The organism is Flavobacterium sp. HBTb2-11-1, from assembly GCF_009826975.1.
In the GTDB taxonomy this organism is placed as follows: domain Bacteria; phylum Bacteroidota; class Bacteroidia; order Flavobacteriales; family Flavobacteriaceae; genus Flavobacterium.
This window is the reverse complement of the sequence record NZ_WUMO01000004.1, coordinates 281764-297241: the sequence shown is the minus strand read 5'-3', so window position 1 is coordinate 297241 and position 15478 is coordinate 281764. Positions and strand designations below refer to the sequence as shown.

Here is a 15478-nt window from a genome sequence, read left to right as displayed (position 1 = left end):
GCATAAAGCGTTGTTTATTCTTAAAAAAATTGGCTGTCTTTTCGACAGCCAATTGTGCAATTATTATAAAGTTTTTTCTCTTTCCCAAAAACGATGTTTTCCTAAAGCTTTTATAAAAGAAACGCTTAAGTTATTATCAGAACGAGTATCGCTCAACAAAACTCCAGGATCGTTATCTTTTATATCGCTGTTGCTTTTTATAATCTGAGTTCCTTCGCCTTCAGCCGCAATAAATTTGCAGTGATGGTACGAATCATTTAAAAACTCTTTTACTTCTTTAATTTTTGAAAGATCGGCGATTCCTTTTCCAGCCGGAATAAAAACACCATCAAAAAGCACAGAAGCAGCAATTTTATAGGTTTGATCAACTGAAATTTCTGTACCTTCTTCAGAAACAATTGTTCCTAAATGCGGTGCTATGATAATCGCCTTAGCACCTGCGTTTTGCAAAGCGGTTTTCATTGCTTTAACCGAATTGGCACTTACGCCTTCTGTACATAAAAAAGCAATTTGTCGCGTTGCAATGGTATTCGAAAGCGTCGGATTTTTAAGCATGCTCAAAGCATCAGAATGAATTATATTCTGATTCGCCTTACTTAGTTCTTGAGTACCTTTATCGTCTGCCCCAACTCCATGGTTGATCGGTTTTTCAATATCTTTTGGAACTGGAATTCCTAAATTTTTTCCGACGGTTGCTGCTAAATTGGCATCGACTTGATTTAAAAGCCCAAGCATTCTTTCTCGTACCGAAATCGCTTCAACTTTTCCTAATTCAAAAGATAAAGCACTTGCAATATGATCTTGCTCTACAGGAGTCTGGCTAGAATAAAAAAGTTTTGCTTGGCTAAAATGGTCTGAAAAACTTTTACTTCTTGCTCGTACTTTATGAGCATCAACACGTTCATTAAAGCTCACAAATCCACCCTGATCCATTTTGGCTTGAAACGGGCATCCTCCACCTAAAGAATTTGGATGGTAACTTACTTTTCCTACCGCAATTTCCTGACGCATATGTCCGTCGCGCTGATTGTTGTGCATTGGAGCGATGGTTCTGTTAATTGGAATTTCATGAAAGTTCGGGCTTCCTAATCTTGACAATTGAGTATCAGTATATGAAAATAATCTTCCTTGCAACAGTGGATCATTTGTAAAATCGATACCAGGAACAATATGTCCTGGGTGAAACGCAATCTGTTCGGTTTCTGCAAAAAAGTTATCCGGATTTTTATTCAAAACCATTTTTCCGATAATGGTTACCGGAACCAATTCTTCTGGAACTAATTTTGTTGGATCAAGCAGATCAAAATCAAATTTATGCTCGTCACTTTCCGGAATAATCTGAACGCCCAATTCCCATTCTGGAAAATTTCCAGCCTCTATGGTCTCCCACAAATCCTGCTTATGGAAATCCGGATTTTTTCCTGATATTTTTTGCGCCTCATCCCAAGCAACTCCATGTGTGCCTAATTTTGGTTTCCAATGAAATTTTACAAAATGAGATTCATTTTTCTCATTTACAAATCTAAAAGTATGCACACCAAAACCTTCCATCATTCTTAAACTTCTCGGAATCGCTCTGTCACTCATAACCCACATAATCATGTGCATTGATTCGGGCATTAGCGAAATGAAATCCCAGAAAGTATCATGTGCCGAAGCCGCCTGAGGAATTTCGTTATGAGGTTCTGGTTTAACGGCGTGAATTAAGTCCGGAAACTTCATTGCATCTTGAATAAAAAATACCGGTATATTATTTCCAACCAAATCAAAAACGCCTTCCTGAGTATAAAATTTGACTGCAAAACCGCGAACATCTCGAGCTAAATCTGTAGAACCTCTAGAACCTGCTACGGTAGAAAAACGAACAAAAACAGGCGTTTTAATACTGGTATCGTTTAAGAAGCCCGCTTTGGTATATTTTTCCATTGTTTTGTACAATTCAAAATAACCATGAGCCCCCGAACCTCGCGCATGAACGATGCGCTCTGGAATTCTCTCGTGGTCAAAATGGGTAATTTTTTCTCGCAGTATAAAATCTTCCAAAAGAGACGGACCTCTTTCTCCTGACTTTAAAGAATTGTTATCGTCATTAATTTTAACGCCTTGGTTAGTGGTTAAAAACTCATTCTGAGCACTAGATTTATTAAATTCTAAATCATTCTGTTTGCCATCCGAGTTGTCTTGGTTTGTTGTTTTTGAATTTTTCATTTTCTGTTGATTTTACATTTATCATTCAATGAACTATAAATTTCTACTTTGGTTTATGAGACATTTCTCTAAAATAGGTCAACAAATTTAGGAGGCTTTTTAAGTTTAACTTTATACAATTAAGCTTAAGGATTATAACATTCTAATCACAATCAAAATGAAAATCAGCACTTTACTTATAATTATATAATTACAACTTGTTAATCCTATAACAGGAAAAGCCATTCCGAAAGTACCTTTGAAATAGAGTTTAATTCAAAAAAAGGCTTATGATTTTTTTCATCATTATACAATTAATTTTAGTTGCTATTGGGGCGACATCGGCCATGACTTGGTTTAGTTATGCCATGTCGGAAAATTTTAGGGAATTGTATAAAGAACCTGTTTTATTGAGTTTTGCTCTAAAGAAAACAAACATCAGCCTTTCCGAAAAATCTCAGAAAACATGGGGATGGCTGATACATTATATTATTGGTTTTCTATTTGTTATGGGATATCATATGATATGGGTAAAGAATATTTTGCCAATTTCGCCACTCAGTGCACTTATATTAGGCGTTATCAGTGGTGTAATTGGAATACTCAGCTGGATAGTTATATTTAAAATGACCGACCATCAACCCCCAATTGATTTTAAAGGTTATTACATTCAGCTGTTCTTTGCCCATATTATTTTTGCCGTCACAGCAACCGCGCTCTACTCTATTATACTAACTATTTTAATCCTTCTAAAAGCTTATGTCACTGTCTAAATACAATCAGAAAAGAGATTTTAAACAAACGCGTGAACCGAAAGGAAAAATCGAAAAATCAGCAAGCGAGCTAATTTTTGTCGTGCAGAAACATGCCGCGTCACATCTTCATTACGATTTTAGGTTAGAGATGGATGGTGTGTTAAAAAGCTGGGCAGTTCCAAAAGGCCCGTCAATGGATCCTGAAGTGAAACGTTTGGCTATGATGGTCGAAGATCATCCGTACAGCTATAAAGATTTTGAAGGCACCATTCCAGAAGGAAATTACGGCGCAGGAAATGTGATTGTATGGGATAATGGAACTTATACTTCTGATGAGAAAACAGATTCTGATGAAAAGCAATTATTGAGCGATCTCGCAAAAGGACGTTTAAGCTTTGTTCTAAAAGGCAAAAAACTAAAAGGAGAATTTTCGCTGGTTAAACTTCACGGAAAACAAGAAAACGCTTGGCTTCTTATCAAAAAAGAGGATAAATATGCTTCTTCTGAAGACATATTAGAAAAAAACAAATCAGTTATTTCTAAAAGAAGTTTGGAGCAATTGGTAGAAAAATCTGAAAAGCTCGTTTCAAAAACTGAAGAGAAAACCGCTGAGAAAAAAGCAGTAAAAAAAAAGTCCACCCCAAAAGCTGACATCGCCGAATTTTTAAAACCCATGCTTGCCAGCGTACGCGAAAAACCTTTTGATGATGACGAATGGATTTTTGAAAATAAATACGATGGCTATAGAACGATTGCCGTTATTAATGCCCAAAAGGTCGATTTATTCAGCAGAAATGAACTTTCTTTTAATGCTAATTTCAAACCCATTGCCGAAGACTTAAAAAAAATTGACCACACTGTCGTTTTGGATGGCGAAATTGTAGTAGAAAATGATGCTGGAAGAGCCGATTTTCAGCTGCTTCAAAATTATATGAAAACAGGAATCGGGAATCTAAAATATTATGTTTTTGATTTATTGAATTTGGATGGAAATCTCATTACGGAACTCTCTTTATTGGAAAGAAAAGAACTGCTCAAAATTCTCTTTAATAAATATCCTTTTTCTAATGTTTTTTATTCTGAACATACCGTTGGCGACGGAATTAAACAATTTGAAAAAGCCGTTAAAAATAAAACTGAAGGCATTATTGCCAAAAGAGCAGACAGTACTTACACTATAAATCGAAGAAGCACAAACTGGCTCAAAATAAAAACCGCAAATGAAGAAGAAGCCATCATAATCGGGATTACCGAGCCGAGAAATTCCAGAAAATATTTTGGCGCTCTTTTACTCGGACAATACGATGGCAAAAAACTGCAGTATATTGGCAAATGTGGCACCGGTTTTACAGAAACCACGCTGAAAGATTTATACAACAAACTAGAGCCGCTATTTACAGCCAAATCTCCGCTTGACGAAAAAATTCCGATACGTGATAAAATTCAATGGGTAAAGCCAAAAGTGGTGTGTCAAGTTAAATTTTCAGAATGGACTCAAGACCAGCATTTAAGACATCCCGTTTACCTCGGAAATCGAATTGATAAAAAAGCAGAGGAAGTTTTGTTATCATTCCCAAAAGACGATTCAACTCAACTAAATTCAGATGAAATGACAATTACACCAGAAAATAAAAAGGAAAAAACAGAAAACGATTACGATTTAAAAGTCGGAAAAACAGTTTTGCATCTTACTAATCAAAACAAAGTCTATTTCCCAAAAGACGGTATCACTAAGGGCGATATTATTCATTATTATAATGAAGTTTCAGAATTGATTCTGCCTTATTTAAAAGACCGTCCAGAATCGATGAATCGTTTTCCTAACGGAATTGATTCGCCAAGCTTCTATCAGAAAGATGTTGATGTAGATAAAATTCCGAAATGGCTCAAAACCAAAAAAGTCTTCTCAGAATCTAATAATGCCGACATCGATTATCTGATATGTAATAATAAAGAAACATTGCTTTATATGGCAAATTTGGGCTGTATAGAAATGAATCCGTGGAACTCGACAACCAAACACATTCAGAATCCAGATTGGCTGGTAATTGATTTGGATCCTGCAGGAAATGATTTTTCTCCTGTGATAACAACCGCTTTGGTGGTGAAAGAAGTTTTAGACGAATTGGAAACCGAATGTTTATGTAAAACTTCGGGTGCTTCTGGACTGCATATTTATATTCCGCTTGGCGCGAAATATGATTATGATTCGATAAAAATTCTTGGCGAATTAATAGCAAAAGAAGTGCAATCCAGACTTCCAGATATTACTTCGATTGAAAGAAGCATCAAAAAGAGAAAAAATAAACTGTACATCGATTTCTTGCAAAACCGACGTGGGCAAACTTTAGCGGCGCCGTATTCTGTTCGACCAAAACCTGGCGCGACAGTTTCTACGCCTCTTGAATGGAGCGAAGTGGGTGAAAAACTGCATCCGTCGCAATTTACCATCAAAAATGTCTTGAAACGTTTTGAGAAAAAAGGAGATTTGTGGACTCCCGTTTTATCAAAAGGAGCCGATATTAAAAAGATTATTCACAAACTAGAAGAAAATCAAAACGTTTAAGAAGATTTTTTCTTTTTGGTTTCCAAACTGGCTTTCAGCATTTCCATTAAGTCGTCGCTTTGTTTGTGTACGACTTTTAGTTTTGGAGCAGTTTTTTTGAGTTTTCCTTTGGCTTTCTTTTTAATGATATCCAAAAGTTTGGCGGTATATTCGTCTTTAAAACCAGAAATATCAAATTTCTCGGTAAGCTGATCGATTAGTTTTTCGGCCATGTCCATTTCTTTTGTAGACTTTTTGGACATTGGCGGAAGCTTTAATTCATCCGTACTTCTAATTTCCTGTTCAAAACGAATTCGGTTTAAAACAATGACATTTTTGTATGGTTTTAAAATAGCCAGACTTTCTTTGTTTCGCAACACAAATCTTGTTACACCAACTTTTCCTGAAGCTTCAAGCGCGTCACGAAGCAATCCATACGCATTCATTGCGCCTTTATCGGGTTCTAGATAATACGGCTGTTCATAATAAATACTTTCAATTTCTTTTTCGAAAGCAAAACTTTCAATATCGATTGTTTTGGTTTTAATGGCATCTGCAGCTTCAAAATCGGAATCTTCCAGAATAACATATTTGCCTTCAAGATTATACCCTTTTACGATATTGGCAAAATCTACTTCTTTTCCTGTGTCTTCATTGACACGCTTAAACTTGATATTGGCGTGATCTTTTGCATCAAGCATGTCCATATCCAAACTGCTTTCCTGCACCGCCGAAAACATTTTTATCGGAATATTAATTAATCCAAAACTTACCGAACCTGTCCAAATTGATCTCATGGCTTTTGCTTTAAAATTGAACTCTAATTTAGTTCAACCAAAAAACGTAAGCCTTACAAAATCAACAGTTTGTTTTATATAATTGTGAATTATGAGTTATGAGTTATGAAATAACATTGTGTTTACCGTGGTGAAACCACGGGCTATGTTTGAATATATGCTATACGACAAAAAAAATGAGCTATGAATTACAAGTGTCATCACACTCATAATTCATAACTCATAATTCATAACTTAAAAAAAATTACCAGCCTCTTACAGCACCGCCTTTAAACTCGCGTTCAGCTGCTTTTTCCACTTCTGGAGATTGAAAAGCTTGTAAAAACTGTTTTACTTTTTCTTCGTTTTTATTGTCTTCACGGCTTACGACCAAATTTACATAAGGTGAATCTTTATCTTCAACAAACAAAGCGTCACGCGAAGGAACCAATCCAGCTGCAGACGCAAAAGTATTGTTGATGATCGCGATAGAAACATTCTGGTCGTCTAAAGCTCGAGGCAATTGAGGCGCTTCTAACTCTAAAATTTTTAAATTTTTAGGATTGCTTACGATATCTGTTACTTTTGGCAATAAACCAACACCTTCTTTTAGTTTCAATAATCCGTTTTTCTGTAAAAGTAGTAAAGAACGTCCGCCGTTTGTTGGATCATTTGGAATAATAATCGTGCTTTCGTTTTTCAATTCAGAAAGACTTTTTATTTTTTTAGAATAAGCTGCAATCGGGTATACAAATGTATTTCCGATAATGGCCAATTTGTAGCCTCTTTGTTTAGACTGCTCGTCTAAATATGGTTTGTGCTGAAAAGCATTTGCATCGATATCACCTTGGCTTAAAGCTTCATTTGGAATTACGTAGTCGTTAAACGAAACCAATTCTACTTCCAATCCGAATTTTTCTTTTGCCACTTTTTTAGCCGCTTCAGCCACTTTTAATTCTGGTCCCGATGCCACACCCACTTTTATAAAATGTGGATCGTTGTTTTTTTTATTTCCGCAATTAACCAAAACAAAAGACAAAGCAAATATCCCGGCAGTTTTTAAAATATTTAATTTCATGATTGTTCTATTTTTTAATTTTTAATTCTAAATTTTTAATTGATTATCTATGATCGAATCGCTTTGATAATCGGTCTCCAGCAAACTGAATCGCGAATACCAAAATGACCAATAATGCCAAAACCGAATTCATGGTCACGGCATCATATCCAATATATCCGTACTGATAACCGACTTGCCCTAAACCACCTGCTCCAACAGCTCCGCCCATTGCAGAATATCCGACAAGGGTAATTAAAGTAATAGAAGCTGCATTGATTAAAGAAGGAAGAGCTTCTGGCAATAATACTTTGTACACAATTTGCAAAGGAGTTGCACCCAATGCTCTTGCTGCTTCGATTAATCCAGACGGAAGGCTCAACAAACTGTTTTCTACCAAACGGGCAATAAATGGCGCTGCACCAATGCTCAACGGAACCAAAGCTGCACTAACGCCAATTGAAGTGCCAACAATAGCACGTGTAAACGGAATCATCCAAACGATCAAAATAATGAATGGAATGGAACGAAAAACATTTACTATAACTGATAATGTTCTGTTTAAAACGGGTTGGTCCAGAATCTGATTTTTACGAGTCAAGAACAATAAAATTCCTGTTGGAAGTCCTAATAAAAAACCGAAAAAGCCCGATACAAAAGTCATAACAATGGTTTCCCATGTTCCTTTTAACAATAAATCTATAAGAGAATCAGACATAACCTAAAATTTCTGTTTTAATGTGTTTTGAATTAAAATATTGAATCGCCGCATCGTAATTTTCGCGTTTTCCTGAAAGTTCGATCAGCATCACGCCAAAATTAACCTCGCCAGCCTGATCCATTTGCGCGCTGACAATTTTGAAATCGGTATCAAAAAGTCTTGAGACTTCTGAAATAACAGGCTCGTTAACTGATTTTCCTGTCATTTCCAGTTTTAATAATGGATTCAAATTACCGTTGTCATCTTTTTGCAATTTTTCCTGATAAACAGACGGAATCTCGATATGAAGCGAAGAAGAAATAAATTCTTTTGTCAGTTCATGTTTCGGATCTGCAAAGATTTCGCCCACACTTCCCTGCTCTATCAATTTTCCGTGACTGATAACCGCAACTTCATCACAAATCGATTTTACCACTTCCATTTGGTGCGTAATCAGCAAAACGGTAATGTTCAGACGTTTGTTGATGTCTTTCAATAAGTTCAAAATCGATCTTGTTGTGGCAGGATCAAGCGCACTTGTAGCTTCATCAGACAAAAGCACTTTCGGATTATTGGCTAAAGTTCTTGCAATCGCGACTCTTTGTTTTTGTCCACCAGAAAGACTTGCCGGATAATCGTTTGCCTTTTCTGCCAAACCAACCAATTGCAGTAATTCTAAAACACGCTTTTTAATTTCGCTTTTTGAAGTTCCAGTTAATTCCAATGGAAAAGCCACATTATCAAAAACTGTTCTTGAAGAAAGCAAGTTAAAATGCTGAAAAATCATTCCGATTTGTCTTCTTTCAATCGCCAATTCAGCGTTTGATAATTGCATTAAAGATTTGCCATCAACGATAATTTCGCCAGAAGTTGGCCTTTCCAACAAGTTCACGCAGCGAATCAAAGTACTTTTTCCCGCTCCGGAAGTTCCAATTACACCAAAAATTTTTCCCTCAGGAACCTTTAAAGAGACATCAGATAAAGCAGCAACAATTCTGTCTTTCTGATGAAACGTTTTGGTTACATTTTTTAATTCAATCATTTTTTACAGTTTAAAAACAAAAAAGCCTTTCATAAATAAGTTTGAAAGGCTTTTTCGAAATAAATTTTATCATTTTATATATTAAGCCAGATCAATAAACACCATTACAGCATTACAGCACATCATACTGCAATGATAATAATTATTCATTTTCTGGTTCTCTTTCTTCATAGCGAGTGCAAATTTAATTAGTTATTTCTAATTTTAACCTATAATTCGTTAAAACTTTTATTTCCCTATCAATGTAATAGGTTATTTTAAAATTCAAACCTTTAAAATCTAAATTCCAATTTTGAAAATTCCAATTCCCAGATCTTATTTCAATTCAAAAAAAAATCCAAATCCCAATTAGTTTGGAATTTGGATTTTTAAATATTGGTGTTTAAAACTAATTGTTTTGTTCTGCGATTGTAGATTTGTTAAGTTTAATCACTCTGATTTTCTTATTCGTATTATCAGATAAAAAGATACGGTCGTCAAGCTGGGCTGTACCGACAATAGTACCAAAAGCATTTTGTCCTAAAATATCAGAAACGCTTAGAACAGCTTTGTAGTTCATCTTTATAAAATCTGCTTTTGGATACAATTTTAAATAAGACACGCTTCCAACATTTTCTGAAGTAACGGCAAAATCTTTACTGAAAGATACTGCAATTGGTTTTATGTCTACAAATTGCACTTTTTCTGGCTCAATAGGAGTTGTAAGCGAATTTGCGGCATTGGCTTTAATTTTAGCAATATTATACTGCAGATAACTTTTTGCATCTCTCCCACCTACAACCAAGTTTCCGTCTAAAACATCCATTGAATATATTTCAGTATATCCGTTAAGAGTATTTAGTTTGGCAATAGGCTTTAAATTCCAGTCGCTTGTTTCTGTTATTTGGGAAGTTTCAAAAACTTTTATGCTTTTTTCTTTTTCTTTCACAAATACCAATCCGTCTTTAGCCACAACACCAAAAACGTGCACGAAAGTCTGCCACCATTGGCCGTTTCCAACTGTACTAATTCCTGCATTTGTAGTTTCATCAAAAACAAATAATCTAGATTCTGTAGTGCCTAAATAAATACGGCCGTTGTCAACAGAAACCGAAGTAAGGCTTGTAAGCGGAATAGTCGTTGTGCCTTTTGTATATTCTTTTATTGTTTTGATGTGTGCTAATGTCACAGCATTAAAAATCTCTAAAACATTTCCGTTTACAACGTATAGTTTTTCATTAGACAATGCAATTCCTTTTGGGTCAAATGCTTCTGTGCTTCCTGGGATATTTTCGTTGGTAATAGATGCTTCATCTGTTGGATAATAATACGTATAATCTTTAGACGTCGCATCGTCTTTACTGCAATTGGTAAAAAGACAAAGCGCAAGGATCAGGGGCAGAATATGTTTCATGTATAGTTTATATTTTAATTCCATTTTCCTTCGCCTTTATATTTTACTAAAAATGGATTGTTAGGTTTAATTTCAAATACTGGTTTTTTATAAGTTCCAGTCACATATTTTGTTTTTGTATACGTTTTTAAAACATCTGGATCTGTAAAGGGAAGATCATTTAGATAAATCAAATATTTATAAAAATCAGTAAGCATTCCCTGCTGCCCACCGCCTTCTCCGCTGTTTGCCAAGTTGCTGCTGTGGCTGAAACCAATATGATGCGAATATTCATGCGACCAAACCGACATATCTCCAACCCAATGTCCGGTTACATAACCCGATTCCCATTGCGATGCCAGATTTCCTCCGCCCCAAGCAGAATCTCCTCCAACCATTGCCATATAAACGGTTCTTTTGTCTAAGTAATTCCAATATATTTTTTCGATTTCTTCTTTAGAATAATAATCATAAACACCATCTACATCATCTGCATTTCCGTGCCAGTTTAAGGCTCCGTTTATTCCTGTTCCAGCTGCCGCAGCCTGTTCTTGTTTGTATTTGTCAAAATTGGTGAATGTGCTGTAATACAATGGATGGCTCAAAGCATACGAATAATTGATAATCATAGTAATGGCCTCTTTTGCCAAAACAGGATTCATAGGAAGAAATTTGCCCAATTCATTAATGTGGTATCCATCATGAAACTGAACTAAATGATTGGATTTTATTTTTTTGAACTTTTGAAATAAAGGGTCATCTGATTCTATTGAGAATTGAATGGCACCAGAGGAAAATCCTTCAATTTTGTCAATTGTTACTGCATTTCCTGTTTCTAACAAATAATCGTTTTTCTGATCAGTTAATGGAATTTTATGAAATGAACGATGAAAAGCTGGTATTTTAGAAAAACTGTAGATTACAAATCGCTTATCATAATTTGGCAGTTTCGCGTAGATTTTCACATTTGTAAGTCCGACTGGGGAGTATAAAGAAATCTGTACAGAATCTTTTCCTTTTTGGATAACCTGAAGTGGTTCGTTTACTCGAAACCATCGATCGGTTTTGTCATACATTTTTGAAGGACTTTCGTCATCTTCAAACATCGTCATTGGTTTATTTTCTGCTGGTAAAGTTGTGGCATCTATAGTTGGCAGATAGTTTGGCTTGTACGAATCTCCATCGTCACTACAGCCAAAAATAGTACTTGCCAATAGGGCAAATACAAAAAAGCGAGTGTTTTTTCTCATCAGTAAGTAAAGTAGGTTTGGGGTTAAATCTTCGTGCAAAACTATAAATATACTTTATATATACAAGCTGTTTGCAAGAAAAATATGAATATAAAATATACTAAAAGTAAGTTTTTATAAACACCTACTATACTTAAAAGTTAGATTTTAAAGTGGCTATTCAACCAGATTTAATGTCTTTATTACAGCCAAATCAGAATCGAATTGAACAAAACGCGCTGGAAAACCCGACTTAATTTTTCCGACTTTTTCTTTCATACCGATTGCCGCTGCCACTCTTGTAGTTGCCATTTTTATGGCTTCGTCCGGAGAAACATGCAAATGGTTATAAGCATTTTGCACGGCTTCTGTCATTGAAATTGATGCTCCGGCAAGATTTCCGTCTTCGTTTCTATAAAAACCATCAACTAGATGCGCGTCAAAGTTATCCCATTTAAAATTGGCAACTTTTCTGCCTAAAAATGTAGCATCGCTGATTAAGAAAAATTTATCCTGTTTTAATTTGTACGCTATTTTTGCGGCTGCATAATCGCAGTGAACACCATCTAGAATTATTGGAGCGAAGACTTCTTCATTTTCAAAAACGGCTCCCACTAAACCTGGTTCACGATGCCCGAACTGTGTCATGGCATTAAACAAATGTGTTACAAGATTAATTCCTTTTGCGAAATAAGGCTGTGCTTCTTTATGCGTAATTGTTGAATGTCCGATTGAAATAGTAATACCACTTTCAATCAGCATATTTAACTGTTTTTCTGTAAAACATTCTGGAGCTATGGTAATGACTTTTATAACGTCTTTTCCTTTACTGATAATTTCTTCAAGTTCTTCATCAGTTGGTTTTCGAACCTGAGCGATGCTATGTGCTCCACGTCTCTGCGGATTCAAGAAAGGCCCTTCTAGATGCATTCCAATTACACCATTATTATGTTTTTTCATGTAATTGCGAACGGCCTCAATTCCCTCTAAAATGGTTTCTCTTGACGAAGAAATTAGACAAGGTAAAACATGCGTCGTGCCATATTTCATACTAGCATCGTAAATATCCTGAATGCTTTCTTCGTTGGGTGTCTGGCTGAAATAATATTTTTCTCCACCATTAATTTGAATATCTATAAATCCTGCTGAAAGATGATTTCCGCCCAAATCTATAGTCTCGATATTGTTTGGAATTTCTTTTTGCACCGAAATAATAGTTCCGTTTTCTACAACTACAACTCCATTTTCTATTATTTCTTCTCCTGTGTGTACAACAGCATTTATAATCGCCTGTTTCATTTTGTTTATTTCTTATAACTTTCCAAAGTTAAATATTATAAGTTTTTAGCAAAATAAACTCTTTTAAAATCGCCAGAAATAATTTGGTTAATCCGCCCCGCCATCTACGCTATCAAAAGTTTCGCGTTCTTTAGGTTTTACACTATATTTTACTGAAACCATTGGGCCGTAGTAAACATCAAACTGACTGCCATTTGTACGCAACTGCATTTGACCTATCATCCCCGCCAAGAAATGAATATTAGGCGTGATTCCGGCAGTATAATAAATCGATAATCTGAAAATATCAAAATGTTCTTCAGCGTAATCTTTAGACGCAAACTTCAGCATCAATTCGGTATAATAGCCAATATTAGGTGCTAGAAAAATTGGCTTTTCTTTGCTTTGCCTCAAATAATGATTTACCCCAAAACGGGCTCTTATTCTCGGTATCGTTTGATGATTGCCGTTTCTATCATCAAAAAATTTGGTTTCAAAACGCACTTGTTCAAAAAGAGATCCTTTCGGCATTTCTTGGGTATAAGTTCCCATAACGATAAGCCTATTTTCTAATGTTTTATAATTCCCAGCTTCTTCTATTGCATATTTCTGATTGTGTGCATATCCTAACCAAAGTTTCATGTTTTTAAAACCAGAATATATAATCCAAGGTCTTATTACTTTACGCTGTGTGTATTCAAACGGATTTCCGTTTGTGTATGCGCCTTGAGTAACAAGCTGCAAATCTGCCTGTCCGCTCAAATGCCATTTTTCTATTAACGGAAATGCAACATCTACTTCGCTTATAGATGCTGGAATAAATCCCATTGTGTAAGGTGCATCTTGGGCTCTTAAAACCTGCGTTAGGATGATGCAACAGAATAAGAGAAAACTTCTTTTAAATAAATTCATATTCGGTCAATATTAAATTAAGGGCCGCGAAATATAAAAACTCTATCAAATTTAAAGAAAGAAGCATTTAGCGATTCAAAAAAGCGGTTTCATATTATAACATGAAACCGCTTTTTAATATTTTCCAAAAACAAAAAAGCTTTAGAAAAATATCTAAAGCTCTTTAAAATTTAAATTCTGAAAACTAATATAATGCAGACAGGTACAAAGCTGACTGTTTTTTAAAATCAATCTGGGTTTGCCAATATTTTATATAATTCGGCATTCGAAAGATAAAACTGATTCTCTAAACTAATTTGTGACAATTTTGCACTAACCAAATTGTTCTCTCTTGAATTGATTAAGAAAATCGAACTTTCTCCAAATGAGAAGAGTTTTTCTTCTGAGTCCAGCATTGTCATATAATCTTTTACGAGATTGTCAATTACGGCTTTTTGTTTTCTTAACGAAGCTATTTCGGTCTGCTGTGCTTTTATTTTATTTTTTAATTCTAATCGCTGCTGACCTATGTCATATTGCATGTCTTGAATTTTCAGTTTTGCCATTTTCAAACTTCCGCGTTCTTTTCTTAAGAAAATAGGGAAGCTGAAATCGATATTAAACTTATAATCATCGGCATTGAAATTATTCCAATAATTAGGCTCTGAAATATAGTTATACCCTACGTTTATTTTCGGAAGCAATGCATTAGCTTTCAACTGGCGATTGACTTCCAAAATATCCATTTTAGTTTCAAGCGACTGAATTTTTGGATGTGAGTCTAACGACTCAACATCGACCATCATGGCGTCTGTCTTTAAAGTTTCTTCTATGGTCTGAATTAAATTCTGCTCTGGTTTTACCAAATCTCCCAATTCAACAGGAACATTTTCTATCCATAAAAAATTAGCTAGTTTCAATTTTGCTTTCGCTAATTTCAGATTTCCGTTTTCAACATTCAGTTCTCTGTTTCTTACTGTAATTTTAGCTTCAACACTATCAATTGCAGGAGCATCACCAGCTGCAATTAGTTTTTTAACTCCTTGAAAACGAGTGCTCGCAAAACCTAAATAATTTTTATATAATTCGGCTTCGTTATAGCTTTTTCGCCATTCAAAATAAGCTTCACTTGCTTGATACAAAATTTCAATCGCTCTCAGTTTTCGCTGTGCATCACTTAGTTTTACCTGAAGTTTTCCTTCACGAACATCTGCCATTCTTTGGTTAATGAACATTCCTTGGCCTAAAGCAACGTTAATTCCGAGCGACGTTAAACCTGCTTCTGGAGTTTTATTCTGCGGATTGTAATATTCCCCGCTTGTATCATCAAAACCAGCTTTTACTTCAATTCCGTACCAGGTCGGAATTTTGAAACTGCTGTTTAATAACGAATAATATTCTGTGCCTTTAAATTCTTTCTTATTGTAATCTACTTCAATTTTTGGGTCAAATCCGCCACGTGCCAGCATCAATTTTGCCTGAGCGTTGGTCACTTCAAGATTGGCTTGTTTTACGAGCGGGTGGTATTTTTTAACATATCCCAAATACTCGATAAAAGTAAGCTCCTCTTGATTAAAATTCTGGCTATGCAGCGTAGAAAAACAAAATAGTATTAAGAAAGAAAACAATTTTACAAGATTTCTCAT

12 protein-coding genes are annotated in these 15478 nt (G+C 35.2%); 2 read left to right on the top strand and 10 right to left on the bottom strand.

Annotation, left to right across the window (positions count from 1 at the left end; translation table 11 throughout):
- Nucleotides 1–63: 63 nt before the first annotated feature.
- Complete coding sequence (locus tag GR162_RS10750) at nt 64–2208, bottom strand: catalase (RefSeq protein ID WP_160782147.1); 2145 nt, start codon at nt 2206–2208, stop codon at nt 64–66.
- A gap of 269 nt (nt 2209–2477) precedes the next feature.
- On the opposite strand from GR162_RS10750, the gene GR162_RS10745 reads away from it, so the two are divergent.
- Nucleotides 2478–2960, top strand: coding sequence for a hypothetical protein (locus tag GR162_RS10745; protein WP_160782146.1), 483 nt, complete (start codon nt 2478–2480; stop codon nt 2958–2960).
- Nucleotides 2947–5508: a DNA ligase D gene (gene ligD / locus GR162_RS10740; RefSeq protein WP_160782145.1), complete on the top strand. Its 2562-nt coding sequence runs from the start codon at nt 2947–2949 to the stop codon at nt 5506–5508. Before GR162_RS10745 ends, ligD begins: the two co-directional genes overlap by 14 nt.
- Here the strand turns inward: ligD and GR162_RS10735 are convergent.
- The 9 genes from GR162_RS10735 to GR162_RS10695 all read right to left on the bottom strand — a co-directional run bounded on the left by GR162_RS10735 (nt 5505) and on the right by GR162_RS10695 (nt 15478).
- Nucleotides 5505–6284: a Ku protein gene (locus tag GR162_RS10735; RefSeq protein ID WP_008468370.1), complete on the bottom strand. Its 780-nt coding sequence runs from the start codon at nt 6282–6284 to the stop codon at nt 5505–5507. The two genes, ligD and GR162_RS10735, sit on opposite strands and share 4 nt — an antisense overlap.
- Before the next feature lie 244 nt (nt 6285–6528).
- A complete protein-coding gene (metQ, locus tag GR162_RS10730) occupies nt 6529–7341 on the bottom strand; it encodes a methionine ABC transporter substrate-binding lipoprotein MetQ (protein WP_066033907.1) in 813 nt (270 codons plus the stop codon).
- Nucleotides 7342–7384: 43 nt separating this feature from the next.
- A complete protein-coding gene (locus GR162_RS10725) occupies nt 7385–8038 on the bottom strand; it encodes a methionine ABC transporter permease MetI (protein ID WP_066033906.1) in 654 nt (217 codons plus the stop codon).
- On the bottom strand, nt 8031–9062 hold the full coding sequence (gene metN, locus GR162_RS10720; protein WP_160782144.1) for a methionine ABC transporter ATP-binding protein MetN: 1032 nt from the start codon (nt 9060–9062) through the stop codon (nt 8031–8033). The genes GR162_RS10725 and metN overlap by 8 nt, the downstream gene beginning before the upstream one ends.
- A 388-nt stretch (nt 9063–9450) precedes the next feature.
- Complete coding sequence (locus tag GR162_RS10715) at nt 9451–10479, bottom strand: hypothetical protein (protein ID WP_160782143.1); 1029 nt, start codon at nt 10477–10479, stop codon at nt 9451–9453.
- Nucleotides 10470–11684 (bottom strand): hypothetical protein, encoded by a 1215-nt coding sequence (locus tag GR162_RS10710; RefSeq protein WP_160782142.1) that lies wholly within the window; start codon nt 11682–11684, stop codon nt 10470–10472. The genes GR162_RS10715 and GR162_RS10710 overlap by 10 nt, the downstream gene beginning before the upstream one ends.
- A gap of 156 nt (nt 11685–11840) precedes the next feature.
- On the bottom strand, nt 11841–12962 hold the full coding sequence (nagA, locus tag GR162_RS10705) for an N-acetylglucosamine-6-phosphate deacetylase (protein ID WP_160782141.1): 1122 nt from the start codon (nt 12960–12962) through the stop codon (nt 11841–11843).
- Between the two features lie 87 nt (nt 12963–13049).
- Entirely contained in the window at nt 13050–13853 is an 804-nt protein-coding gene (locus GR162_RS10700) for a DUF2490 domain-containing protein (RefSeq protein ID WP_160782140.1), read from the bottom strand.
- Between the two features lie 227 nt (nt 13854–14080).
- Complete coding sequence (locus GR162_RS10695; protein ID WP_160782139.1) at nt 14081–15478, bottom strand: TolC family protein; 1398 nt, start codon at nt 15476–15478, stop codon at nt 14081–14083.